This is a genomic window from Kitasatospora sp. NPDC022856, from assembly GCF_055561235.1.
In genome coordinates this window covers 27,054-48,705 of record NZ_JBVHHE010000041.1, presented here as the reverse complement: position 1 = coordinate 48,705, position 21,652 = coordinate 27,054, and the positions used below count along the sequence as shown (strand labels likewise).

At 73.4% G+C, this 21,652-nt stretch carries 20 protein-coding genes and 1 pseudogene; 11 read left to right on the top strand and 10 right to left on the bottom strand.

Annotated elements, in window-relative coordinates; all coding sequences use genetic code 11:
• The first annotated feature begins 64 nt into the window (after positions 1 to 64).
• From ACZ34W_RS32685 to ACZ34W_RS32670, 4 genes and pseudogenes are all read left to right on the top strand, one after another.
• Positions 65 to 292, top strand: coding sequence for a hypothetical protein (locus ACZ34W_RS32685; RefSeq protein ID WP_465609289.1), 228 nt, complete (start codon positions 65 to 67; stop codon positions 290 to 292).
• The gene (locus ACZ34W_RS32680) at positions 289 to 630 is read left to right on the top strand and encodes a helix-turn-helix domain-containing protein (protein WP_465609287.1); all 342 of its coding nucleotides are present in this window, start codon (positions 289 to 291) and stop codon (positions 628 to 630) included. Before ACZ34W_RS32685 ends, ACZ34W_RS32680 begins: the two co-directional genes overlap by 4 nt.
• On the top strand, positions 612 to 857 hold the full coding sequence (locus ACZ34W_RS32675) for a hypothetical protein (protein ID WP_465609285.1): 246 nt from the start codon (positions 612 to 614) through the stop codon (positions 855 to 857). Before ACZ34W_RS32680 ends, ACZ34W_RS32675 begins: the two co-directional genes overlap by 19 nt.
• Positions 857 to 910, top strand: a pseudogene (locus ACZ34W_RS32670) (hypothetical protein); the annotation flags it as partial. The gene ACZ34W_RS32675 and the pseudogene ACZ34W_RS32670, both read left to right, overlap by 1 nt.
• Positions 911 to 962: 52 nt before the next feature.
• On the opposite strand, the gene ACZ34W_RS32665 reads toward ACZ34W_RS32670, so the two are convergent.
• From ACZ34W_RS32665 to ACZ34W_RS32650, 4 genes are all read right to left on the bottom strand, one after another.
• Positions 963 to 1,766 (bottom strand): PIG-L deacetylase family protein, encoded by an 804-nt coding sequence (locus tag ACZ34W_RS32665; RefSeq protein WP_465609283.1) that lies wholly within the window; start codon positions 1,764 to 1,766, stop codon positions 963 to 965.
• Entirely contained in the window at positions 1,763 to 2,362 is a 600-nt protein-coding gene (locus tag ACZ34W_RS32660; RefSeq protein WP_465609281.1) for a hypothetical protein, read from the bottom strand. The genes ACZ34W_RS32665 and ACZ34W_RS32660 overlap by 4 nt, the downstream gene beginning before the upstream one ends.
• A 150-nt stretch (positions 2,363 to 2,512) precedes the next feature.
• On the bottom strand, positions 2,513 to 3,469 hold the full coding sequence (locus tag ACZ34W_RS32655; protein ID WP_465609279.1) for a hypothetical protein: 957 nt from the start codon (positions 3,467 to 3,469) through the stop codon (positions 2,513 to 2,515).
• A 77-nt stretch (positions 3,470 to 3,546) separates the two neighbouring features.
• A complete protein-coding gene (locus tag ACZ34W_RS32650; protein WP_465609277.1) occupies positions 3,547 to 5,037 on the bottom strand; it encodes an APC family permease in 1,491 nt (496 codons plus the stop codon).
• 1,709 nt (positions 5,038 to 6,746) lie between these two features.
• Between ACZ34W_RS32650 and ACZ34W_RS32645 the strand changes: the two genes are divergently transcribed.
• Complete coding sequence (locus ACZ34W_RS32645) at positions 6,747 to 6,905, top strand: hypothetical protein (RefSeq protein WP_465609275.1); 159 nt, start codon at positions 6,747 to 6,749, stop codon at positions 6,903 to 6,905.
• 538 nt (positions 6,906 to 7,443) lie between these two features.
• Here ACZ34W_RS32645 and ACZ34W_RS32640 read toward each other — a convergent pair.
• From ACZ34W_RS32640 to ACZ34W_RS32630, 3 genes are read right to left on the bottom strand one after another with little or no spacing between them, the layout of a single operon-like run.
• Positions 7,444 to 8,328 (bottom strand): glycosyltransferase family 2 protein, encoded by an 885-nt coding sequence (locus ACZ34W_RS32640; protein ID WP_465609273.1) that lies wholly within the window; start codon positions 8,326 to 8,328, stop codon positions 7,444 to 7,446.
• On the bottom strand, positions 8,325 to 9,140 hold the full coding sequence (locus ACZ34W_RS32635) for an HAD family hydrolase (protein WP_465609271.1): 816 nt from the start codon (positions 9,138 to 9,140) through the stop codon (positions 8,325 to 8,327). Before ACZ34W_RS32635 ends, ACZ34W_RS32640 begins: the two co-directional genes overlap by 4 nt.
• Positions 9,137 to 10,027, bottom strand: coding sequence for a PfkB family carbohydrate kinase (locus ACZ34W_RS32630; protein WP_465609269.1), 891 nt, complete (start codon positions 10,025 to 10,027; stop codon positions 9,137 to 9,139). The genes ACZ34W_RS32635 and ACZ34W_RS32630 overlap by 4 nt, the downstream gene beginning before the upstream one ends.
• 219 nt (positions 10,028 to 10,246) lie before the next feature.
• Between ACZ34W_RS32630 and ACZ34W_RS32625 the strand changes: the two genes are divergently transcribed.
• Genes ACZ34W_RS32625 through ACZ34W_RS32615 form a run of 3 tightly spaced genes read left to right on the top strand, consistent with a single transcriptional unit; the run spans position 10,247 to position 14,390 of the window.
• Positions 10,247 to 12,223 (top strand): aminotransferase class III-fold pyridoxal phosphate-dependent enzyme, encoded by a 1,977-nt coding sequence (locus ACZ34W_RS32625; protein WP_465609267.1) that lies wholly within the window; start codon positions 10,247 to 10,249, stop codon positions 12,221 to 12,223.
• 41 nt (positions 12,224 to 12,264) lie between these two features.
• Positions 12,265 to 13,128, top strand: a complete 864-nt coding sequence (locus ACZ34W_RS32620; protein WP_465609265.1) for an inositol monophosphatase family protein — start codon at positions 12,265 to 12,267, stop codon at positions 13,126 to 13,128.
• A 23-nt stretch (positions 13,129 to 13,151) separates the two neighbouring features.
• Entirely contained in the window at positions 13,152 to 14,390 is a 1,239-nt protein-coding gene (locus tag ACZ34W_RS32615) for a phosphotransferase family protein (protein WP_465609263.1), read from the top strand.
• On the opposite strand, the gene ACZ34W_RS32610 is transcribed toward ACZ34W_RS32615, so the two are convergent.
• Entirely contained in the window at positions 14,387 to 15,271 is an 885-nt protein-coding gene (locus ACZ34W_RS32610) for an SDR family oxidoreductase (protein WP_465609261.1), read from the bottom strand. The genes ACZ34W_RS32615 and ACZ34W_RS32610 overlap by 4 nt on opposite strands.
• A 49-nt stretch (positions 15,272 to 15,320) precedes the next feature.
• Between ACZ34W_RS32610 and ACZ34W_RS32605 the strand changes: the two genes are divergently transcribed.
• The 3 genes from ACZ34W_RS32605 to ACZ34W_RS32595 are packed head-to-tail and all read left to right on the top strand — an operon-like array spanning position 15,321 to position 19,428.
• Positions 15,321 to 16,358 carry a zinc-dependent alcohol dehydrogenase gene (locus tag ACZ34W_RS32605; RefSeq protein WP_465609259.1) on the top strand — a complete coding sequence of 346 codons (1,038 nt, stop codon included), beginning with the start codon at positions 15,321 to 15,323 and terminating at the stop codon, positions 16,356 to 16,358.
• Positions 16,355 to 18,481, top strand: coding sequence for a beta-galactosidase (locus ACZ34W_RS32600; RefSeq protein ID WP_465609257.1), 2,127 nt, complete (start codon positions 16,355 to 16,357; stop codon positions 18,479 to 18,481). The genes ACZ34W_RS32605 and ACZ34W_RS32600 overlap by 4 nt, the downstream gene beginning before the upstream one ends.
• Positions 18,478 to 19,428, top strand: coding sequence for an ROK family protein (locus tag ACZ34W_RS32595; RefSeq protein WP_465609255.1), 951 nt, complete (start codon positions 18,478 to 18,480; stop codon positions 19,426 to 19,428). Before ACZ34W_RS32600 ends, ACZ34W_RS32595 begins: the two co-directional genes overlap by 4 nt.
• An 18-nt stretch (positions 19,429 to 19,446) precedes the next feature.
• Here the strand turns inward: ACZ34W_RS32595 and ACZ34W_RS32590 are convergent, their stop codons facing one another.
• Both ACZ34W_RS32590 and ACZ34W_RS32585 read right to left on the bottom strand, forming a co-directional pair.
• Entirely contained in the window at positions 19,447 to 20,499 is a 1,053-nt protein-coding gene (locus ACZ34W_RS32590) for a polysaccharide pyruvyl transferase family protein (protein ID WP_465609253.1), read from the bottom strand.
• Complete coding sequence (locus tag ACZ34W_RS32585; RefSeq protein WP_465609251.1) at positions 20,496 to 21,503, bottom strand: hypothetical protein; 1,008 nt, start codon at positions 21,501 to 21,503, stop codon at positions 20,496 to 20,498. The genes ACZ34W_RS32590 and ACZ34W_RS32585 overlap by 4 nt, the downstream gene beginning before the upstream one ends.
• Positions 21,504 to 21,652 lie beyond the last annotated feature (149 nt).

The window sequence follows — 21,652 nt, the reverse complement described above, 5'->3', positions numbered from 1 at the left end:
TCAAAACCCGTACCCACTACAGCGAAGCGACCGCCTGGGCGCACCACGCCCAACTCCATGCCGCTTGACCTCTAACGACATGGGGTGTCTGAACCGCCCCCGTGCGCCCCCGCACCGAACACTGGCCGAGGCGGCGGCCCTGCTCGACCCGGACCTTTCCGACCGGGCCGCCCGGCACCCGGCCGGCTCCCCCTGGGCCTGGCTGGAGACCGGCCCGCACCTGAGCGGCCACGATCACGCCGAGATCTCCGACGCCCAACGCCGGCTCACCGCAGCAGAGGAACAGGCATGACCGACCTGATGGAGGACATCACCACCCAGGCGCCCGGCCGGACCCTACCCGCCGGACACGCCGTCACCCGGCTCCACCTCACCTCCCTGCGCACCACATCGGGCCTTGACCTGAAGGCGCTTGCCGCGACCACCCGCCTGGCCCCGAAGCGGATCGAGGACATCGAGCACGGCCGCACCGCACCCACCCGCTCCCAACTGAAGACGCTCGTCACGGCGCTGGGCGCCCCCGAGGAACTCGACGCCGTCGCCGAACTGTCCGCCACCGCCATGAGAGCGTCACCGGCCGGTCCCACGGCTGGACCACCCGCCTCCAGAACGTGCTCACCGGCGCACTGACCTGGCGCAGCACCTGCGGCGACGTGGCCCCGCTCGGGCTGCGCACCGCCGCCTACCACGCGGCGTGCCCCCAGCCGATGCCGACCGACGGAGCCTTCGCGGCGACGGGGCTCGCGACACTCGCCGTCACCGCGCCGTCCCGCCGCACGTTCCCGCTCGCACTCCTCGACGAGTCGGTCCTGGAACGGCCGATGGGCGGCGCGGCGGCTGCGGCCAGCGGCTGCTGATGTGCCCCGGTGGCGGGTGCGAGCCCGGCGAGGACCCGCTGGCGGCGGCGCGCCGGGAGCTGGCCGAGGAGGTCGGAATCCACGCCGCCGAGAGGGCTGCAACTACTACCCGCCCGCACCTGGGGTCGGCCGCCACCTCGTGCACGACCTCGCCGCCCGGGGCAGCCTGGCGCCGAGAGGCGCAGTATCGTGTCGGCTGCCTACGTGGCCGACACCGACATCGACCGTGGATGTGGACTGGCACCATGTGAGTGCAGCGGTAGACCGGAGTAGAGGGCCTGTTATCCAAGGCTGCCCGATAGCGGCCGGTTGCTCTGCAGGAAGGCATCCGTGCTGCCGGTAGGCGAGGGTGTTCAGGCCGGTGAAGACGGGCATGTCGAGCTGCTGCTGGGAGGCGAAGCACGTCAGAGCCTTCTGCTTGGCGGCCAGGAGCTCGGGAGTGCCGACGAAGAGCAGGTTGGGCTCGAAGTTCCGGCTGTAGGGGGAGCGGAAGTAGGCCAGGTCGGAGGCTTCGCGCATCGCGACGGTGGTGGCCTCCGCGCTGGTGACGGCGTGGTCGAGGTGTTGGTCGTCGGGGAAGTGGGTGTAGACGATGTCGGGCCGCTCCTCGGCGAAGGCGTCGAAGAGGGCGGCGTTGATGGCGCCTCTGTGGTCGGTGAAGCGGGTGTCGGGGATGGCGGAGAACGTGTACCGGTCGATGCGGAGGATCTTCGCTGCGGCCAGGCACTCGGTGCGGCGCGCCTCGCCGTCGTCCTTGCCGGGGCGCCCGGCGCTCAGGCAGTGGACGCGGACGCGGTCGCCGGCCTGGGCGTGGTCGAGCAGTCGCATACCCATGGCGAGTTCGGTGTCGTCGGGGTGGGTGACGACGGCGAGGACGGACCGGCCGGGGCCGGGCTGGGGGGTGTTCACGGGGACTCCGGGAGGGTGGTGATCTGCAGGGCGCTGTGCAAGCGGCGGCCGTCGAGGCCTCGCCAGCGGAAGGGTTCGCGCTCGGCCTGGGGCCAGCGGAGGTAGTGGAGACTGCCGACCGCGTCTACCTGGCCGTTGTGCCGGTAGGCGATCTTGGAGGTCTGGCCGCCGTCGAGGTGGAACACCGCCGCCGGATCGTGGCCGGCCCGCCCGACCAGCTGCGCGGCCTCCTGGACGGTGGCGCCCTGGAAGCCTGGGGCGAGGGGCGCTCCGTCGAGGACGGTGAGGGTCAGGTGCCGGCCGTCGAGGGCGAGCAGGGTGCGGGCGTAGCGGGCTCCGGGCCGGAACGGGCTGGTGCCCAGGCTCTGGTCCCAGGCGGCGGTGTGTCCGGCGGAGGCGTCGGCGGCGGACGGCCCCAGCGACAGGGCGCTGTCGATGTCGGCGGTGGCGAGGTAGTCGAGGGCGGTGACGTGGACGGGCGCGCCGAGTGTGAGGTGGTCGGGCCAGGGCTGGTGGGTGCGCAGGATGTAGGCGCCGGCGAACAGGTCGGCGCCGCCGCCGGGGTGCAGGCAGTCATTGCCACATAGTGATCCCACGGCATTCTGACCGCCTCGGTGCGCGTTCAGGCCGCCGGTCCCCTTCGTAGGCCGGGAGTGCGTAGGCGACCGTGGTGCGGAGGACCTCGCCGCGGCCGCCCCCTCTCCTTGGAAGCAGGCCGGAGTCTCGCCGCCCTGGCGCTTCCGCCGTCAACGCACAAGGCGGTTGTACCAGCGGCGGAAGAGTTCCAGCGGGTCGTCCGAGTACACCCACGGCACCCGCGTCGGACGGTTGCCGAGCAGGGTGAAGACGTACCGGGCCTGGTCGGTCATGCCGGCCATCACCAGGCCGTGCGCGAGGTAGTTGAGGTCCGCGACGTCCTGGGCGAGTTCGAAGGTGCGGTGTCGGAGCCAGTGTTCGCAGCTCTGGTCGAGATCCCGGCGGGCGGCCTCGCTCCTCCAGTGCTGGGACAGCATCAAAGGGGTGAGCGCGCCACCCTCGGCGAGACTTCGGAAGTGTTCGACGCGGGCCACCTGCGTGAGGACGAGGAGGGGGGAACCGTACGGCGCGAATGAGGCCGTGTCCCGGGCGAAGTTGTGCATCCTGCCGTGTGATCCGTGCCAGCGGGCGGAGAGGTGGCGCAGCACCTGGTGGTGGCCCTCCCGGCTGTCGCGGTCCCGGGCCTGCAGTTCGCTCCACCACAGCCCGACCTGCGGGTGGCCGTCCGCGTACAGCCGGGCCACGGTCACCAGCGAGACCCAGGGCACCGGGTCTTCCGGGTTGTCGTCGGCGGCGAGCAGGCAGGCCCGCACGGTGCGGTCGAGCCGCTCGCGGTCGGTCGCGTCCGTCCCGGGCACCGGCGGTGTCCCCGCCGCGACGGAGTTGAACAGGCGCATCACATCGGTCTCGGCTCGCAGCACCATGGCGTCGTGGCTGCCCGGCTCGGCGGCCTGCCAGGTCTCGACGGTCCGGTTGCCCGCGGCCGCGTCGGCCAGCATGCGCATGCGGTGGGTACGGCGGTCCCAGTCCCGTCCGGTGGCGCGCAGCAGGTCGCGCGCGCCCTGCCAGCGCCCCAGGGCCACGTCCTGACGTGCCTCGGCGAGCGGCCGGTCGCCGAGGGTCGGATCGAAGGCGGACGACGGGGGACGGCTGCGCGATCTGGCCATGGGCTCACTCTCCTACCGGTGGACGAGGGGGGAGATGCGGCGATGGGCCGTCTGGCCCGGCGGCCCGCCGCCCGGGGTCACAGATCGGTGGCGAGGCCGTCCTGGCTGTCGGCGGCCATGCTCAACTCGCTCTGACCGTAGAGGGATTCGATGTCGTCGGCATCGGTCGCATCGAGCCGGGCCGGCCGGTAGTAGGAGCTGCCCCGGGCCCAGTACCACCCCATCGGAAGGATGCCGAGGGCCAGGGTTCCGAGTCCCAGTCCGAGTTGGAGGGCGGTGAAGTCGAAGAGGGCCTGGACGAAGACGAAGGCCATGAACAGCGCGCCCACCAGCGGCCAGAGTCCGATGAACACGGTGTTGGAGACCGACTTGAACAGCAGCCTGCGGTACGCGACGACGACCGCGAGGCCCGCCAGCGCGTAGTAGAAGGCGATCTGCAGTCCGATGGCGTTGACCGCGGCGGTCAGGATGGTGTTGACGGAGCCGAGTGCGTTGGAGGCCACCAGGAGCATCAGCGAGACGACCGAGACCGCGGCGAGGGCCACCCACGGGGTCTGCCGGCGTAGGTGGGACCGGCCGAAGGCAGCGGGCACGGTACGGTCGCGGCCCATGGCGAACAGCGAGCGGGAGACCTGGATCAGGGTGGTCTCCAAGGTGGCGACGGTCGACAGCACCACCGCCACGATCAGCACCTTGCCGCCCCAGCCGGGCCAGACGGCCTCACCCAGATCGGCGAGCAGGGTGCTGCTGTTGGCCTGGATGTCCTCCTGGCTGATGATCAGGTTGACCGCGATGGTCACCGTCTCGAAGATCGCGAACGTGGCCGCCACGCCGAGCAGGCCGCCACGCCCGGCGTTGCGCCGGCTGTCGGCCGTCTCCTCGCTCAGGTTGGCGGTGACGTCCCAGCCCCAGAAGTAGAAGGCGGCGATCAGCGCCGCCGCGGCGAATCCGCTCACCCCGCCGAAGTGCCCGAAGCCCCAGATCCAGGACCAGGAGAAGACCGCCGCAGAACCGCCGTGGACGAGCGCGGCCGCGCCGAAGACCACCAGGATCACGACCTCGATGCCCGTCATGATCCATTGGGCGTGAGCGGTGATCCGGGCGCCCATCAGGACCAGCGTGGCCATCACCAGGAACCAGCCGGCCCCGACCGCGGTGGCCAGCGCGGTGTTCTCGGCGAGCTCGGGCGAGAACAGCGAAAGCGTGTACGCCCCGGCGGGCAACGAACCGGCCACCATGAAGAGGGTAGCGGAGACCACCAGGGCCCAACCGCTCATGAAGCCCAGTGCCGGGTGCAGTGCCCGCCCCACCCAGGAGTAACTCGCGCCGGCGTTGACGTCGATCCGGCCCAGATAGTTGAAGGCCCAAGCGATGCCGAGCATGGGTATCGCGCACCAGAGCAGCGCGGCCGGCGAGAACAGCCCCGCAGCCCCGGCGAGCGTGGCGGTGGTGGCGGCGAGCGAGTAGGCCGGGGCACTGCCGGCCACCGCCATCACGATCGTGTCGAAGGTCCCGAGGACGTTCGAGCGCAGGCCCGACCCGCCTCCGGAGGAGCGGAAAGTAGTCATGGGTGGCGCCTTTCCTGGTGACGCGGCGGCGCTGCGGCACCGGCGGGCCCGTGATGAGTCTCGGGCGGCCGAACGGGATCCGGGGCCGTCGCCCTGAGCGGACGGGGCCGTGGGGCGTGCCGCGCGGAGTGGGTCCGTGCGGCTGCCTGGTTGGGGGCCTGGCGCAGGCCTGCCGTCCGCTGCGCACCGGCGACCGGGCCGCCCCGAAGGGCCGGGCACCGCATCGACGCTGCGCGCTGGGACGCGCTTCCATTCGACGGGAACCTGCCGCCGTCGGGTTGGCCGCGAGTATTTCCACTGGCCAGAGCGGCTGTCAAGGCACCTCATCGGTCCGTTTCGGAAACACCGGAATTCCGGCCGGCCGCGTCGCATCCGACACCGGTGGGGCTCCAGGTCGGACGAGACCGGCCCCGTGCACCCAGCCGTCGACCCGTCGGCGCGGCAGCGGACAGGGCGGCCAGGACCGGTCTCATGAAGCGGGGCAGGCCGCCATGGTCTCCCCGCCCCTGCACCCGCCCTCGGTCGCGCCCGCGGAGGTGCGCAGCCCGGAGGGCGAGGAGGTCACCCGGGCGGCAGCGGCAGTCGGACGGTGAACCGCGCGCCGCCGTCCTGCGCGCTTCCGACCGTCACCGTTCCTCCGTTGCGTCGGGTGGTCCTTCGATGGCACCGCGTCCTTCGGCAGGGCACCCTCGTCGACTCGGCTGTCCGGCGCGAGGACGAACTCCACTCCGGCCTCGTCGGCCTGAGCCGCCTTGCCCAGGCCCGCCGTGTTGCCGAATCGTGATGACGGGTGCGAGTTCGGCGGCTGCGCTGTCAGCGTGGCAGCACTGAACGGTGCTGCTACGTCCCTGGGCACGCCCGACTCCAGTACCAGCTACGGCCGCACCACTGCGGAGGTCCGGGGAATAAGGGTCTACGGATCCGACCGTCTGTCAGGGCGTGATCGGCGGTCGGGTCGACGGCGTCATCTTCCACTCGGACAGGGCCCAATACGGCTCGGCCGAGTTCGCCGGACTCTGCCAGCGCCACGTGATCCGGCGGAGCATGGGGCAGGTCGGCTCCAGTTACGACAACGCCGCCGCGGAGAGCTTCTTCGCCCCACTGAAAAGAGAGTTGATGCACGGAGCACGATGGGACCCCAGCAACGGGCGAGGCTGGACGTGTTCCGCTGGATCTCCTTCTACTACCTCCGCCGACGCCACTCCACGCTCGGCTACCTCAGCCCGATCCAGTTCGAACAGCAGACAGCGACGTCCCGTAAGAGGACGTTAAGTCCGTTTCTGGTAGCGGCCGCGTCCGGGTTGCTCGAGGACCTCTAATGCCGCCAGGCGCCCCGCAGCCGGGCATGCGTGGCATGACGGAGGAGGCGCGCTGGCTCTTCGAGGAGGACGGCGAGCCCACCGACCAGGTGCGTTCCGCCGAGCAGATCATCGCCTGGGGAGGCTCCTCCACCGCCGACACTCTGGGCTGGCTGACGGTCGGCGACGACCCCGACACCTGGCCGGTCCTTGTTCTGGACCGCAACGGCGGCGCGCCCCGGGTCTTCGACATGGGCATGACCTGGCGGCCGGAGGGTACGGCCGGGCTGGAGGTAGCCGGACAGGTGCCTCGGCCTGCCCCGCTCCGAGACGGGCTCCACCGTCCGTGGTGCGGACCGTTCTGGCGCGCAGCACGCGATCGCCGTCAACGAGACGATCCTGGCCTTCGCCTTGGGCGGCACCGCCGACGACGCACCCGGCGGGGGCGGCACCATCGCGGACTGGGCGACCGAGGTCGAGTTCACCCTGCCCGGCGGCCGACGCAAGGTCCGCCCCGACGCGGTCTGGCAGGTCCCCGAGATCGGCCTGCCGGTGCTGACAATCGCGTGATCACTCTCCGAAGTGTCCGCCCGGGTCGGGTACCGGCGACGGTTCCCGGAACACCGGACCCGGCCGTTCGAAGCCGGTCCTCCCCGTCGGGCCGAGCTGTCCAAGAACCCGCCACGGCATCAGAGGGGCCCTGACCGGCCTGCCGCGCGTGCCTGCCGCGGTGCGCCGGAACACGCGGTGTGGACCCCCGAGCCCCCACAGAAGGAACCCGTGCCGATCAGACCGATCAGGACCCCCGCCTCGTAGGTACTCGGCGGAGCCGTCGCCCTCTCCCTGGCATTCGCCCCGAGGCCCGTCGCCGCCGACCCTCGAAGAGCAGCTCCGTTCCGCCTCAAGATCGTGAGCACGCGGCCGGCCTGCGACCTGACCCGCACGCCACGCCGGCCGGGCCCTTCGAAGACCCGGGCCATCGGCCTGGGCACCCAGGAGCTCAGCCGACCGGTGCGGGAGCCGGCCACCCGGCTTACCTCGTGGGGCGCACCGGGGGGCGGCGGTGTGGCTGCGCGTGCCCCAGAACGGAGCCGGTGGGTTCGCGGCGTCACAGGTAGCACCGTCGGTGTCGGGCGCTGCCGACGACGCGGCCCGTGCGCAGAGCGAGTTGGGCCAGGAGGGCGGCGCGTCGGTCGGTGGGGCCGAGGAGGTCGGGGGAGTGGAGCAGGAGTGCCCACCAGGCGCGGGCGGCGTCACCCGGCCGTGCGGGCGGCATGCCGTGGGCGGCGAAGTCGCGGTAGAGCCTGGGGTGTGAGCGCCCGTAGCCGTAGGACTGCCGGGCGATGGTCCGCGTGTCGCCGCGGTGCCGGTAGTGTATGACGGCGTGGGGCGCGAAGGCCAGCCGGTAGCCGGCCAGTTGGGCGCGCCAGAAGAACTCGGTGTCGTCGCCGCCGCCCTGGTAACTCTCGTCGAAGCCGCCCAGGTGGTGCCAGAGCTCTTTGTGGAAGCCGCAGTTGGCGCCCGCCGGGTAGGGCAGGAAGCCGAAGGTGTCGAGCAGGGCGGCGGACTTCTTCGGCGGCCGTGCGGCGAGTGCGACCGTTCCGTTGAGCAGGCGGCGCTCCAGGGCGCCGCCCACGGCCGGGTCGGTGCGCAGGGCGTCGACCAGGCCCGTCACCCATCCCGGGGCCGCCACGTCGTCCGCGTCGCAGAGCAGCACGAACTCACCGCCGGCCTGCCGGCAGCCGAGGTTGCGGGCGTGGTTGACGCCGGGCGCGTCGGTGACGGTCACCCGCAGCCGCGGCATCCGCCCTTCCCAGCGCCTCAGCAGCGCGCGGGTGCCGTCGCTGGATCCGTTCTCGACGACGATCACCTCCCACGGGTCCGGATAGGTCTGCGCGCACAGGGCCTCCAACTGCGCGGGCAGCGTCGTCTCGGCGTTGCGTGCGGGTATGACGACGGAGACCAGACCGACGGGGCGGGCGGTCCCGTTCATTCCGGGACCCGAGTGAGCGACCCCGGCGCCCGGACGGCACGGACCACAGCGGCGGTGTCGCGCAGGTCCGCCAGTACCACGTCCGCGCCCGCCTTCCGCAGCACCTCGGCGCTGCTCGCGCCGGTGGCGACGGCGATCACCCGCGCTCCGCCGCTGTGCCCCGTGTGCACGTCGCGAGGGGTGTCGCCGATCAGGACGGTGGCCTCGGCGGCGAAGTCGGAGCCGTGGGCGTCCGCCGCGCGCCGCCGGGCGACCGGGAGGAGGGAGACGCGCTCACGGGCGTCGTCGCCGTACGCGCCGATGGCGGGGTCCAGGAACTCCGCCAGTGCGAACAGCCCCAGTTTGAGCGCGGCGTTGTCCCGCAGGTTCCCGGTCAGCACGGACTGGGCCACGTCGTCCCGGTTTCCCAGCGCTCGTAGGGCCTCGGCGGCGCCGGGCAGCGCCCGGCCGGCGCTCCGCAGGTCGCCGGCCCGCCGGCGCAGCTCGGCGGTGAGCTCGGCGGTGACCCGATCCGGTTCGATCGCTCCGACGTCGTGCCGGGCGAACAGCTCGTCCATGATGTCGAGTTCGGTCCGGCCCGCGATGCTGACGCGGTGGCGGGCGGGCCGGCCGGTGAGCCGTTCGAAGACGAGCGGGTAGATCGACTCGACGACGTGACCGCCGTAGATCAGCGTGCCGTCGATGTCCCATAGCAGGAGCGTCCGCGCCCCGCCCCGCCGTACCGCCGGCTCGCGGCCCCGTCCCGCCACCGCGTTCCGCCGTCCGGCCGCCTTGCCCCGGTCGCCCGTCCTCGCGACCTGATCGCCGGTCATACCCTGACCTCCGTCTGCCGGGCGGTGGGCCGGGCCGTGAACGGGCCCCGTTGCGTGGTGCACGCCGCGCCGTGGCGGGCGGCGAGGTCGAGTGCGTCGGCCGCGGTCGCGCCGGTGGCGAGCGCGTAGGTGAGGACGGCCGCGAAGTTGTCCCCGACTCCGTAGGTGTCGACCACGGGGCCCGGTGCGCGGGCGGGCCGGTAGCGCCGAGGGGGACGGTCGCAGTGGGTGAACACGCCGCCGCGCCGGCCTTCGGTGCTGACCAGCAGGTCCGGCGGCCGGCGCAGCAGCGCCGGGTCGCAGCGCTCGGCCGGGTCGCAGCCGCTGCCGACCAGCGCGTCGACCCTGACGCCGGATTCCCGCACGGTGCCGAACTCCCGCGCGGTCACCACGAGTACTTTGGCCCGGCGCGCCCGGCGCAGCAGGGCGGCGTCCCCGGCAGTGAAGAACACCGCGTCGTAGGAGGCCAGTTGTCCCCAGTCGACGGGATCGGCCGCGGCCGGCTGCAGGCGTTCGCCGAGGGTGACTGTGGTGCGCTCACCGCAGCGGTCGACCATGCTCACCGCCGTGCGGGTGGGGCCGGTCCTGGCCGCGGCCAGGACCCGTACGCCCCGGTGCTCGAGTTCGGCGCGGGAGCGCCGCCCCGCGTGGTCGTCGCCGAGGGCGGTGAAGAAGGTGCAGGTGCCGGCCAGTTCGGCGAGCCGGACGGCCGCGACCGCGCCACCGCCGGCCGGGCCCTGCCAGAGCCGGTCGGCGTGGGTCACCTCGCCGGCGGCGGGGACCTCGTCGAGGCCAGCGATCGTGGTCCATTCGACGTGTCCCACCACGGCGACCTTCGGTCCGCCCGGGGGAGCCGCCGTACCGGCGGGGCGGGTGTTCTCGTCCATCGTCCCTCGACTCTCGCACCGGCCCTTCGCCGGTGCCACTCCAAGGCGATCAGCACCCTCTCGTGTACGCACCGTTCTGTCCGCCGATCGTGGGTGCGTCGACGAACTATGAATGGCGGGACCGGCCGGGCTCGGCGATGATGGACGCTTGGGGCCTTGGCTCCCGGTATCAAACCACTGGCCGCGCGGCCGTCCGCTGCTCGACGGAGGTGTACGCGAATGAAGGATGTGGACGCGTTCTTCTTCGATTTCGACGGGACACTGTGGGACCCGGAGTCCGAGATATTCCGCGCGCACGCGGAGGTCTTTCTGGAATTCGGCCACCGGCTCCCGGTCGAGGTGTGGTCGTCGCTCGTCGGCACCATCGGCTCCGACCTGTGGACGCGGCTCGAACGGGCCACCGGATGCACGGCGGACCGCCGTGAACTGCAGGAACGGGTCCGCTGGCGGCAGCGCGAGCTGCTCGGCACACTGGTCGGCAGGCCCGGCGTGCACCGGGTGCTCGGGGCGGTCGACGCCCTGGGGATCTCCAGGGGGATCGTCAGCAACTCCACCCGGGAATGGGTCACCAGATATGCGCGGCAGTGCGGTCTGGCCGATGGGTGGAGCACCGTACAGTGCGCCGACGGGGACCGGGCGAGCGCGAAACCGGAGCCGGGTCTCTATGTCGCGGCGCTGGCCTCGCTGGGAATTCCCGCCGAGCGGGCGGTAGCGTTCGAGGATTCCCCCAGCGGCGTACGCGCCGCGAAAAGGGCCGGAATCCGATGTGTGGCAATTCCGAACGCGATGACCGCCGCGCTCGATCTCGACGAGGCGGATCTACGGTTCGAATCGTTCGAGCAGATCGATCTGCCAGGAATTATCGGAGGAAAGCCGATGCAACAGGCGAGGACCGCGGCCCGCACCGCCGCACCGAAGGCTCCGTCCGGCGGGGCGGCCGGACCGGCGCTCCAGCACTACTACTGCCGGCCGGACGACCTCCGGGTGGTCGGGGGAGAGGGCGTGTACCTCTACGCCGACGACGGCCGGCGCTATCTCGACTGCTCCTCGGGGACGTTCAACCTGAGCCTGGGCTACGCCCACCCCGAGATCGTGGAGGTGGTCCGCGAACAGGCCGGCCGGCTGATCCACGTCACCTCCAAGTTCCAGACGGAGCCGCTGAACGCCCTGGTGTCGAAGCTGGCCGAGGTCTCGCCGCCGAACCTCACCCGGGTGCACCTGAAGTCGGCGAGCGGGTCCGACGCCAACGAGAGCGCCGTCAAGATCGCCCAGGTGCACACCGGGAAGTCCGACGTGATCACGCTCTTCCGCGGCCACCTCGGCCAGACCCTCGGCATGATCGGTGCCTCCGGAGCCGCCTTTCGGCGCACTCCCTTCCCCTCGCACCTGCCCGGTGTCGTGCACGTCCCCGACCCGCACTGCCTGCGCTGCTTCTACCGTCAGGAGCGGGCCACCTGCGGCCTGCTGTGCGTCGAGCGGATCAACGACTTCATCGACTACGCGAGCACCGGCCGGGTGGCCTGCGTGGTGCTGGAGCCGATCAGCGGCAACGGCGGCAACGTCGTGCCGCCGGACGGTTATCTGCAGGCGCTCAAGGACCTCTGCGAGGAGCGCGGCATCCTGCTGGTCTTCGACGAGATCCAGACCGGATTCGGGCGCACCGGCCGGATGTTCGCCGCCGACCACTTCGGCGTCGCCCCGCACATGATGACCTTCGGCAAGGGCCTCGGCGGCGCGGGGATGCCCATCGCCGGGATCCTGACCGAGGAGCGGCTGACCGGGGTGGAGGGACACCACATCAACTCGACCTTCGGCGGCAACGTGCTGGCCGCCGCGGCCGCCCTGAAGACCGTCGAGGTCATCGGCCGCCCCGGCTTCCTGGAGAACGTGCGCGACGTCGGCGCCCACGTGCTCGACCGGCTGCGCGACCTCGCCACCAAGGTGCCGTTCGTCCAGGAGGTCCGCGGCGTCGGACTGATGATCGGCATCGACATCGTGGACCGCGACGGCCGCCCCGACCCCGCGCTCACCAACCACCTCGCCGAACGCGGCCTGGACTGCGGACTGCTGCTGCGGACCTCGCTGTACGGGCACGGCAACGTGCTGAAGGTCCGTCCGGCACTGGTGATGACCCGTCAGGAGGCTGACGAGATGTGCGATTTGCTGGAACGACTCTTCCTCTCGGCCCTCTCATGAGGGGCCTTGTCCAAGACCTGTCCGATCGGATCCGGACGGCCGTGCGCGAGGGGCTGCACGAGGTCGGCAGCCGCTACGTGGCGGGGACGGCGAAGGGCGGGGACGCCGAGTTCCCGGTCGACGTGCTCGCGGAACGGGCCGCCTGGGACTTCCTGCGGGAGCGCGGCGAGCCCGTGGCCGTCTACACCGAGAGCGAGGGGCTGCGCACGATCGGCCGGGCGCCCGAGCACGTGCTGATCATCGACCCGATCGACGGCACCCGCGGCGCCGCCGCCGACCTGGAGATGGCCTGCGTCTCCATCGCCGCGGCCCCCTTCGGCGAGGAGCCCACCATCGGCGACATCCGGTACGCGATGCTCCAGGAGATCAAGACCGGCCACTGGCTGTACGCCGACGCCCACGGCACCGGGCTCGAGTCCTGCGGCTACCCCGTGCCGGTACCCCACTTGTCCGCCACCACCGAGCCCGAGCGGATGTTCTGGTCGCTGGAGTTCAACGGCCACCCGGCGGAGCTGATGACCGGGGCCTACGGCCACCTGATCGACGCCTCGGCCAACACCGGCGGCGTGTACGTGTTCAACAGCGCCTCCTTCTCCATCTCCCGCGTCATCACCGGCCAGATGGACGCCTACGTCGATATCGGCAACCGGCTGCTGCGCGACCGACCCGCCACCGAGGCGGACTTCCGACGGGTCGGCCACGGGAGCATCCTGCACCTGTTCCCGTACGACATCGCGGCCTCGGTGTACCTCGCGGAACGCGCCGGGGTCACCATCACCGACGCCTACGGCAAGTCGTTGCACGACACCCTGCTGCTGGACATCGACCCGCTGAACCAGCGCTCGTGCATCGCCGCCTGCACCCCCCGGCTGCACGCGGCCCTGATCGACTCGATCCGCTGGTAGGAGACACCGAGGAGGCCGCTGCGGTGACCGAACACCGGCACGTGACCCGCGCCCGCCCGCCCGGCGGGTGGACCGACGAGGCGGCCCTGGCGGCCGTCGCCGACACCCTCGGCCTCACGGTCGGGGCCGAGATCCTGGACGGCGGCTCACCTGCCCGGGTCCACCGGGCCACCGGCCGGGCCGGGGAGGAGCTGGTGGTGAAGGTCCTGGTGCCCGCACCGGGCGCCGTCGACGGGCACGACCTGGTGTCCTTCCGTCACAAGCTGCGCCAGATCGAGCTGCTGCGCACCGTGGCTCCGCGGTTGGCGGCGCACTACCTGCCGGTCGCGCACGTCCTCGACGGCGACGGCTGGGCGGCCTGTACGACGCCGTTCTACGCCTCGGCGGACCTGGCGGCGCCCCTGCGGGAGTCACCGCGGGGCGCCCGGGAGTTCTTCCGCTGCTACCCGGCCCTCCTCCAGGCCCTGGTGCTGGACGGCTACGCCGCGCGTTCCCACCCCGCCCCGGCCGCCCATCTGGCGGACGTCGTGGTGGGCCGCTTCCTGCGGCGGCTGCCGGTGCTGCGCCGGGCCCTGCCGGAAGACCTGATGGGCGCCGAACGCCTGACCGTCAACGGCGTGCCGTGCGAGGCCCCGCAGTTGGTCCTGGAACGGCTGGCAGGCCGGCTGGCCCGACTGGCTCCCGCCCGCCTGATGGCCCCCGCCCACGGCGACGCGAACACCCGCAACGTCCTGGTGTCCACCCGCCCCGGCGCGGCCGCCGCGGACTTCCGCCTCATCGACCCGCGCGGCTGCGTCGAGCCCTGGGACCCGGTCTACGACCTGGCCAAAACCCTGTTCAGCCTCAGCGTGTGGGATCCCGCGCTGCGCACGGGCTTCGCGGTGCACCGCGGGCCGGGGCACGGCTACCAGGTGGGCTTCCGGCAGCCGGTGTTCCCGGGCTACCGCGCGGCGATCCACGCCTTCCTGCCCCGGCTGGCCGCCCACGAGGGCCTGTCGGGCCTGTTCCACGACGATCCCCTCTGGTGGGAGCGGCTGCTGCTGACCCACGACCTGCACGTCCTGGCGGAGGCACCCTGCCGCCTCTCCGACCGCAAGCCCAAGCCCGACCTGCGGGGCCGCAACTCCACCCCCGTCGAACTCGCACTCGGCCACTACCTCCTCGGCACCCTGCTGATCAACGACCTCGCCGCCCAACTCGCCCGCCCCGGCGGCGTGGACCCCACGAGCCACCTTGCCCTGGTGGCCGACCACCTGCCCTAGATCGGAGCGGCCAGATGCGCGAGCGCGGAGTCCAGGGTGGGGCCCAGCAGGCGGTGCCGGGTGCTGCGCAGCACCAGCCGCGGCGGGCGGCGGCAACCGGAACCGGCCGCCGTCACCCGGGTGGGCACCACCCGGGTGGGCAGGTCCAGGGCCTGCTGGACCCGGGACATCAGCTCGAAGCGGGTCACCACGTCGGCGCCGCCGTAGTGCACGACACCCGTGTGGTGCCAGAGCCGGGCCAGGGCCGGGGCGAGGCTGGGCAGGTAGACGGGGGCGCAGACCAGGTCCGTGCGGGCGACGGTGGTCGGCGCGGCGAGACGGGACAGGAAGGTGTTCGCCCAGGGGCCGCGCCCGTAGACGAGGGGGATCCGGACGATCAGGTGCCCGCCTTCGGCGAGCAGCAGGTCCTCGGCGGCCACCTTGGTCCGCCCGTAGACGTTGACCGGGGAGCGCGGGTCGGCCTCGGTGTACTGGGGGCGGGTGCCGTCGAAGACGTTGTCGCTGGAGAGCAGGACCAGCTTCGCCGCGGAGCCGCGCAGGGCGTTCAGCAGCACCTCGACCGGGCGGACGTTGAGGCGGTGGGCCAGGGCGGGGTCGGCCTCGGCCGCCTCCAGGGGAACCAGGCCGGCCGCGTGGACGACGAGGTCGAAGCCGTCGGCCGCGAGCGCCGCGAGCCGGGTCTCGTCGCGCAGGTCCAGCCGGACCAGGCCCGGGGCCGGCCGGGTGGCGTACGTGCCGACCACCGCGTGACGGGGGGCCCACCGGTTCCAGAGGCCGCCGCCCACGAACCCCGACGCACCGAGCAGCAGGATCCTCGGGCGGGAGTCGGCAGGTGGTTCCCGAGGCGCTTCCCACCGATCCGCACGCCCATAGCGTTTCATACCGGACACCCTATGACACTGTTGAGACACGAACCGCTGGGAGGCTGCGATGAAGGCCGTCGTGTTCGAGGGCGTGGGCCTGCCCGGCATCCACGATCGTGCGGTTCCCTCCTTCGAGGCGGACGAGGTCCTGGTCAAGGTAGCGGTCACCGGGATCTGCGGAACGGACCGGGCGATCCTGCTGGGCGAGTTCCCCGCACGCCGGGGCGTGGTGCTGGGGCACGAGGCGGTCGGTGCGGTGGCCGCAGTCGGAGCCGGCGTCGCCGCCGTGGCGCCGGGCGACCGGGTGGTGATCAACCCGACCTACCACTGCGACCGGTGTCGACCCTGCCGGCGCGGGATACCGGCCCACTGCGGGGCCAAGGCGGGCCGGGAGGTCGGCGTCGACCGGGACGGCACGATGGCGGGCTTCGCCGTCGTACCCGGGCGTTTCGTCCATCGGCTGCCCGACTCGGTGCCCTACCGGCGCGGGGCGCTGGTGGAACCGCTCGCCTGCGTGCTCAACAACCTGGCGGCGGCTCGGCCGCGTTGGGACGACCGGGTGCTCGTGGTCGGCGCCGGCCCCATCGGCGCGCTGTGCGCGCTGGTCCTGGCCGGCCGCGGCACCAGGGTCACGCTGGCCGAGCGCGATCCGGCCCGGGTGGAGCTCGCCCGCCTCCTGCTGCCGCGCACGGTCCGGGTCCTGGCCGCACAGGAGGCGGCCGGAGCCGGCGCGCCCGACATCGCCATCGACACCACCGGGTCGCTGCCCGGGGACATACTCGGCACGGTTGCGGCCGGAGGCATCGTCGTGGTGATGGGCGAGAAGGAGACCGGCGTCGCCACCGTCCCGCTGAGGGCCCTGGTGACCAGGGGAATCCGCCTGGTGGGAGCGGGACCCTACCGGCCCGCGGACTTCGCCCGGGCGGTGGCCCTCGCCCGGGAACTGCCACTCGAAGCCCTGGTGACCCATGTCCTGCCACTCGAACGGTACGCCGAGGCCCTCGCCCTGCTGGCCGTCGCACCGGCCGGGCCGGGCCGACCGGACACCGACGGGTACCGCGCCATGAAGGTCCTGCTCGCCACGGACGAGAGCCCCGCCCCATGAGCCCCCGCTTCCTGGACGGAACGCTCTGGCTGGACGGCCGGCCCCGGTTCCTGATCACCGGCGAGTACCCCTACTACCGGGACCACCCCGGACGTTGGGCGGCCAAACTGAGGGCCATGCGCGAGGCCGGCATCGAGGTGGTGACCAGCTACGTCCCCTGGCGCCACCACGAGATCACCCGGGACGACGGCCGGCAATGGTGCTTCGACGGCGACGGCAACCGCGATCTGGCCGGCTTCCTGGACCTCGTCGCGGCGACCGGCCTGCTCGCGGTGCTCAAGCCCGGCCCCTACGTGCACGCCGAACTGCCCTTCGGCGGGCTGCCCGACCGACTCAGCCCGACGCTCGACCCCGGGCGGACCGCCGCCCGGTCCGCCGACGGCCGACCGCTGCCCTGCCACCGGTTCATGCTGCCCTCGGCCCTGGACCCGCGGTTCCTCACCGACGCGACGGACTGGCTGCGCGCCGTCGGCCTCTTCCTGCGGCCGTTCGCGCACCCGCACGGGCCCCTCGTCGCCGCCCAGATCGGCAACGAAGGGCACTACGGAGAGAGCGCGCTGCCGATCGACGCGCTCGACTACTCGCAGCCGGCGGCCGACGGCTTCGCCGCCTTCGTCCCCGGCGTGGCCGCACCCACCCGCGCGCAGGAACGGCCGTCCGCCGAAGGACTGCGCTCCCTGGTGGCTTGGGGCCGATGGTCGGCCCAGTCACTCACCACGGGGATGACGCGACTGGCCGAGGCGTTCGGCGCGGACCTCCCCGTCTTCACCACCTACGCGCCACCGGCCAGGGCGGATCGCGTCCCCGCCCGTGCCGCCGGACGCCACGACGCCTGGCTGGCCAGGAACCGGATCGGCGCACCCCCCGCGCTGCCCCGCGCCTACACCAGCTGGACCGGCCCGGTGCTCTCCGACGAAGAGGCCCTGGTCAACTACGTCCTGGCGGCCAAAGGCGGGCCCGGCCCCAACATCGAGGAGAACTGGGGGCTCCGCTGGGCGGAGCCCGGCTGCGCGTTCCCGGTGGTGCCGATCCACCACACCCTGCTGGGCGTCGCCTGCGGGGCGACCGGCATCAGCGTCTACCCGGCCTGCGCCACCGACGGCTGGGGCCCGCACCTCGCGGTGGACCGCGCCCGGCTCCCCGAACCGGCAGGCGACCCCGCGCAGTTCGACCCGCCGTACGGGGACGCCGCCCCGATCCGGCTCGACGCCGGCCCCGGCCGCGCCTTCGCCGCGCTGCGGGTGCTGACCCACTTCCTGGCCGGGCGGCAGGAGCCGCTGGCCCTCTCCCGCCCGGAGCCCGGCGTGTGCTGGGGCGTCCATCCCCCGTACGCGGCGATCGGCGCGTGGGCGGGGACGGCCGACGGCGAGTGGCCCGTGCCGTCGGCCGCCCGCACCCTGGTGCCCTTCGTCGCCCACTGCCTGCGGCAGAACCTGCCCTTCCGGCTGGCGGAACTCACCGGTCGGGCGGAACTCGATCCCGCGTCAGGGCCGATGGCCACCGTGTCGGGCCGGTTCCTGGAACGGGACGTGCAACGACGGCTCGCACGGTTCGCCGAGCAGGGCGGCTCGCTCCTCCTGATAGGTGAACTTCCCGCGCTGGACGAGGACTTGCGGCCCTGCACCGAACTGGCCGACGCGGTTCGCCGGCACGGCGGGGGCCGGGTGCGCACGGTGGCCCTCGGCGAGCGGCTACTCGCGACGGCCGTCGAGGACTGGCTCGGTGGGAGCCACGACGTCCCCGTGCGGGCCAGACCGGGGCCGTGGCTCGAACTGCGCACGAGCGCCGCCGACCCCGAGGAGGTGTTCGTCTTCCTCTTCAACCGCACCGGCTACCCCCTGCGGGCCCGCACCGCGTGCGGCGTGCACCGCGTCACCGCCGACCTGGTCGGCGGCGGCTGCGCCGTCGTCCAGGTGTCGCACGGACGGCTCGGGGCGTGCTACGTGAAGGGACTGAACGAGAAGTCCGGTGCCCGGCTGCCGGTCCGGGTCCGGGTGGGCGGCGATCTGCTCACCTCCGACCGGCCGTGCGACCTGTCCGCCCTGTGCGGAGCCGGCGGCTTCGAGGTGCGAACCGCCGCGGGGCCCGGCGAGGCCCGTGTGACCCTGCAGGAGGCGGCATGAACGGCTCCCAGGCCGAGGCGGTCGGCGTCGACGTCGGCGCCACCAAGATCGCGGCGGTGCGCGTGGCGGCCGACGGCACGGTGTCGGCGCGGGCCCGCTGCGCCACGCCGCGCCGGACGGCGGCGGAGCTGGTCGCCGCCGCCGCCGGCCTGGTGGCGCGGGTGCGCGGCGAGCGGGTCGCCGCCGTCGGCGTCGGGCTGCCGGGGATGGTCGACGCCCGGACCGGGGCGCTGGCCTTCGCACCGGGCCTGGATTTCGCGCGGGCGCCGCTGCGGGAGCTGATCGCGGACGCGGTGGGACTGCCGGTGGTGACGGACAACGACGCCAACGTCGCCGCGTGGGCCGAGTACCGGCTCGGTGCCGGGCGCGGGCACGAGCACCTGGTGCTGGTGACGCTGGGCACGGGGCTGGGGTGCGGGGTGGTCGTCGGCGGGCGACTGCTGCACGGCGCGCACGGCTTCGCCACCGAGGCGAGCCACCTGGCCGTCGATCCCGGGGGACCGTGGTGCGAGTGCGGACAGCGCGGGTGCTGGGGTGTGGCGGCGTCCGGAGCCGCCATCGAGAAACTCGGACGGCAGGCCGCGACGGACCTCCCGGCCTCGCCGCTCGGCCGCCTGATCGGCGCGGGCCGGCCAGATGCCGGAACGGCCGTCACCGAGGCCGCGCGTGGCGGCGACAGCCGGGCACTGGAGATCCTGGACCGGATCGGTACGCTCACCGGCGTCGGCCTGGCCGCCCTCGCCAACCTGTTCGACCCCGCCGTGGTGATCGTCGGAGGCGGTCCGGTCTCCGCCGGTGACCTGCTGCTCGCACCGGCGCGCGCCGAGTTCGCCCGCCGGCTCTACGCGCCCGGCGACCGCCCGCCGGTCCCCGTGCTGGCGGCCGGTTTCGCCGACCTCGCCGGTGCGATCGGCGCGGCCCTGCTGGCGCTCGACCACGCGGGCTGACACCGTCGCCGCAGGCGCTCAGTCGCCCCGGTCCGGCCGCGGCGTGGCAGGGTCGGCGAGCAGGGCGGCGGCCGCCCGTAGCGCCCGGTCGACGTCCGGCGCCCGCCGGGTCACGGACCGGTGCTGGTCGTGCCCCCAGGTCTGCCAGTAGCCGCCGACCTTGCCGTGCCGGTCGTCGATGACGACGTGCGGCAGGCCGAGCAGCAGGCTCAGCAGGTGGCCGTGCAGCCGGTCGGTGACCACCGCCTCGGCGCTGCCGAGCAGCCGGCAGCCGCGCCGGAGCTGGAGCTCGGCATGGCGGTCCTGGGCCTCGGCGAGTTCGGCGACCGCCCCGCCGCCCGCCGTGCGGCGGACTTCGGACGAGGCCGCCGCGATCCGCTGCCGGACGGCCAGGGCCGCCGCGGCCCAGGCCGCGTCGGCGCCCTCCTGGCCGACCCAGTCGGTCCGGTACACCCCGCCGCCCGGGTCCGGCTCCGCCTGGGCGGCCGACTCGTGGTCGGCACGCCGCAGCCACAGGATCCCCCGTTCGGGCCGGCCGAGACGGGGCATCCCGTTCATCGCGAAGGCGCAGTCCGGGGCGAGCAGGGAGGGCGCGCGGAAGGCCCGTCGGGCCGCGCGCAGGCTCGGCGCGTCGCGCAGCAGCAGGACGAGGTCGGGGTGCGCGTCGAAGACCGCCCGGGCCCGGGCGAGGGCGGCCCGGTCGCCGAAGTGGACGGACTGCGGCAGCTGGATGATCCGGTGCCCGGGGAAGGCGCTGACCACGTCCTCGCGCATGCGCTGGTGGCTCGGCCAGAGGTCACCCAGATTGCCGCCGCCGGTGATCAGGATGGTGCCGCTCGGAAGCCGCTCCGCCAGGGCCGCGGGGTGGAAGTCGTGGTGACCGGCGGTGTAGACGACCTCGGCGCCCAACTCGGTCAGCAGCGTGCGTGCCCCCAGCCAGATGGCGCTGTCGCCGACGTTGCCGTAGTCGGGGAAGCCCAGCAGCGCGCAGCGGCTCGACGGCGCGAGCAGGGCACCGAGCACGTCGCCGAGCCGGCGTCCGAGGCAGGCCCACCGCCCGAACCCGGTCACCGCGTCACCGTCGGCGGGGGGACGGGCCCGTAGCGGTCCGCCGCCAGCTCGGCCGCGTCCGCGAGGTCGGGGCGGCCGCCGGCCCGGGCGTCGAACCCGACCTCGCGCATGGCCTCGCGGGCGTCCGCCGAGCTCATCGGGACGGTGCGCAGCCGGTCGAGGTCGAGCACGCCGGGCAGCGTCGAGCAGCGCCGGAGCACCCCGGCCAGCTCAAGGGTCACCATGGTGCGCAGGCACTTCTCACACGCCCCGCAGTTCTGCCCGGGGCGGCCGCGCCAGCACACCGCCAGGTGCTGCAGGGCGAGGTCGGAGCGGGCGATCCAGCGTGCCACCTTCTGCGCCCTGGTGGCATCGGCGCCGTCGTGCACGACGTCCAGCGCCTCGGTGGACCACAGGTGGTCCAGCGCCGGATGCGAACCGTACGGGGGCAGGTGGCGGTACTCGAAGCTGGCCGCGATCAGGCAGCGGCCGAGCAAGCCCTGCAGCGCCAGCGCGGAACCGGCGAGCGCCGCTCCGTGGAAGTCCTCCCAGCGGACCAGCGGGGCCGTGAAGGCGCGCACGTTGGTCTCCACCGCGACGGCCCGGCAGCCGCTGCGTTCGGCCACCAGCCGGACCCGGTCGAGCAGCCGGTCGTACTCCGGCCCGGCGTGCTGCTCGAAGTTCACGAACAGCAGTTCGGAGACCGGCCGGTGGGCGGGGTCCGAACGGTGCTCGCGGTCCCTGAGGAGGCTGTAGAAGGAGTCCACGCCCAGGGTGAAGAACAACCCCGCGCCGTCCTGTCCGCGCTTCGCTCCGACGAGCTCGCCCGCCGTCACCCGGACCTCGCGCAGCCCGGCCCACCAGGCCGCGTAGATCTCCATCACGGTCCGCGCCGAGCGCAGCAGCCGGCCGGAGACGGGGGCGTCGACCACCAGCTCCTCGCCGAGGCTCATCGCCGGCATCAGCAGCGCGGCGAGGAAGGCGTCGCCGCGCTCGGGCAGCCAGTCGCCCTCGCCGCCGGGCACGGTGAAGTGGAGGCGAGCCGAAGGGAGTTCCGCCCCGGCCCGAACCGCTGCCGACAACCGCCGGCCGGCGGCGACCGGTTCACACCGGACGTCGTCGACGATCATTCCCGCCGCCCTTCCGGGCCCGGTGCGCATCGCTGTCGGCAGCT

Excerpts from the sequence above, each read along its gene's own strand:
- ACZ34W_RS32655 (WP_465609279.1), bottom strand. The coding sequence starts at position 3,469 with ATGGCCAGATCGCGCAGCCGTCCCCCGTCGTCCGCCTTCGATCCGACC.
- ACZ34W_RS32600 (WP_465609257.1), top strand. The coding sequence starts at position 16,355 with ATGAGCCCCCGCTTCCTGGACGGAACGCTCTGGCTGGACGGCCGGCCC.
- ACZ34W_RS32605 (WP_465609259.1), top strand. The coding sequence starts at position 15,321 with ATGAAGGCCGTCGTGTTCGAGGGCGTGGGCCTGCCCGGCATCCACGAT.
- ACZ34W_RS32630 (WP_465609269.1), bottom strand. The coding sequence starts at position 10,027 with ATGGACGAGAACACCCGCCCCGCCGGTACGGCGGCTCCCCCGGGCGGA.
- ACZ34W_RS32680 (WP_465609287.1), top strand. The coding sequence starts at position 289 with ATGACCGACCTGATGGAGGACATCACCACCCAGGCGCCCGGCCGGACC.
- ACZ34W_RS32610 (WP_465609261.1), bottom strand. The coding sequence starts at position 15,271 with ATGAAACGCTATGGGCGTGCGGATCGGTGGGAAGCGCCTCGGGAACCA.
- ACZ34W_RS32595 (WP_465609255.1), top strand. The coding sequence starts at position 18,478 with ATGAACGGCTCCCAGGCCGAGGCGGTCGGCGTCGACGTCGGCGCCACC.
- ACZ34W_RS32640 (WP_465609273.1), bottom strand. The coding sequence starts at position 8,328 with ATGAACGGGACCGCCCGCCCCGTCGGTCTGGTCTCCGTCGTCATACCC.
- ACZ34W_RS32650 (WP_465609277.1), bottom strand. The coding sequence starts at position 5,037 with ATGACTACTTTCCGCTCCTCCGGAGGCGGGTCGGGCCTGCGCTCGAAC.
- ACZ34W_RS32625 (WP_465609267.1), top strand. The coding sequence starts at position 10,247 with ATGAAGGATGTGGACGCGTTCTTCTTCGATTTCGACGGGACACTGTGG.
- ACZ34W_RS32635 (WP_465609271.1), bottom strand. The coding sequence starts at position 9,140 with ATGACCGGCGATCAGGTCGCGAGGACGGGCGACCGGGGCAAGGCGGCC.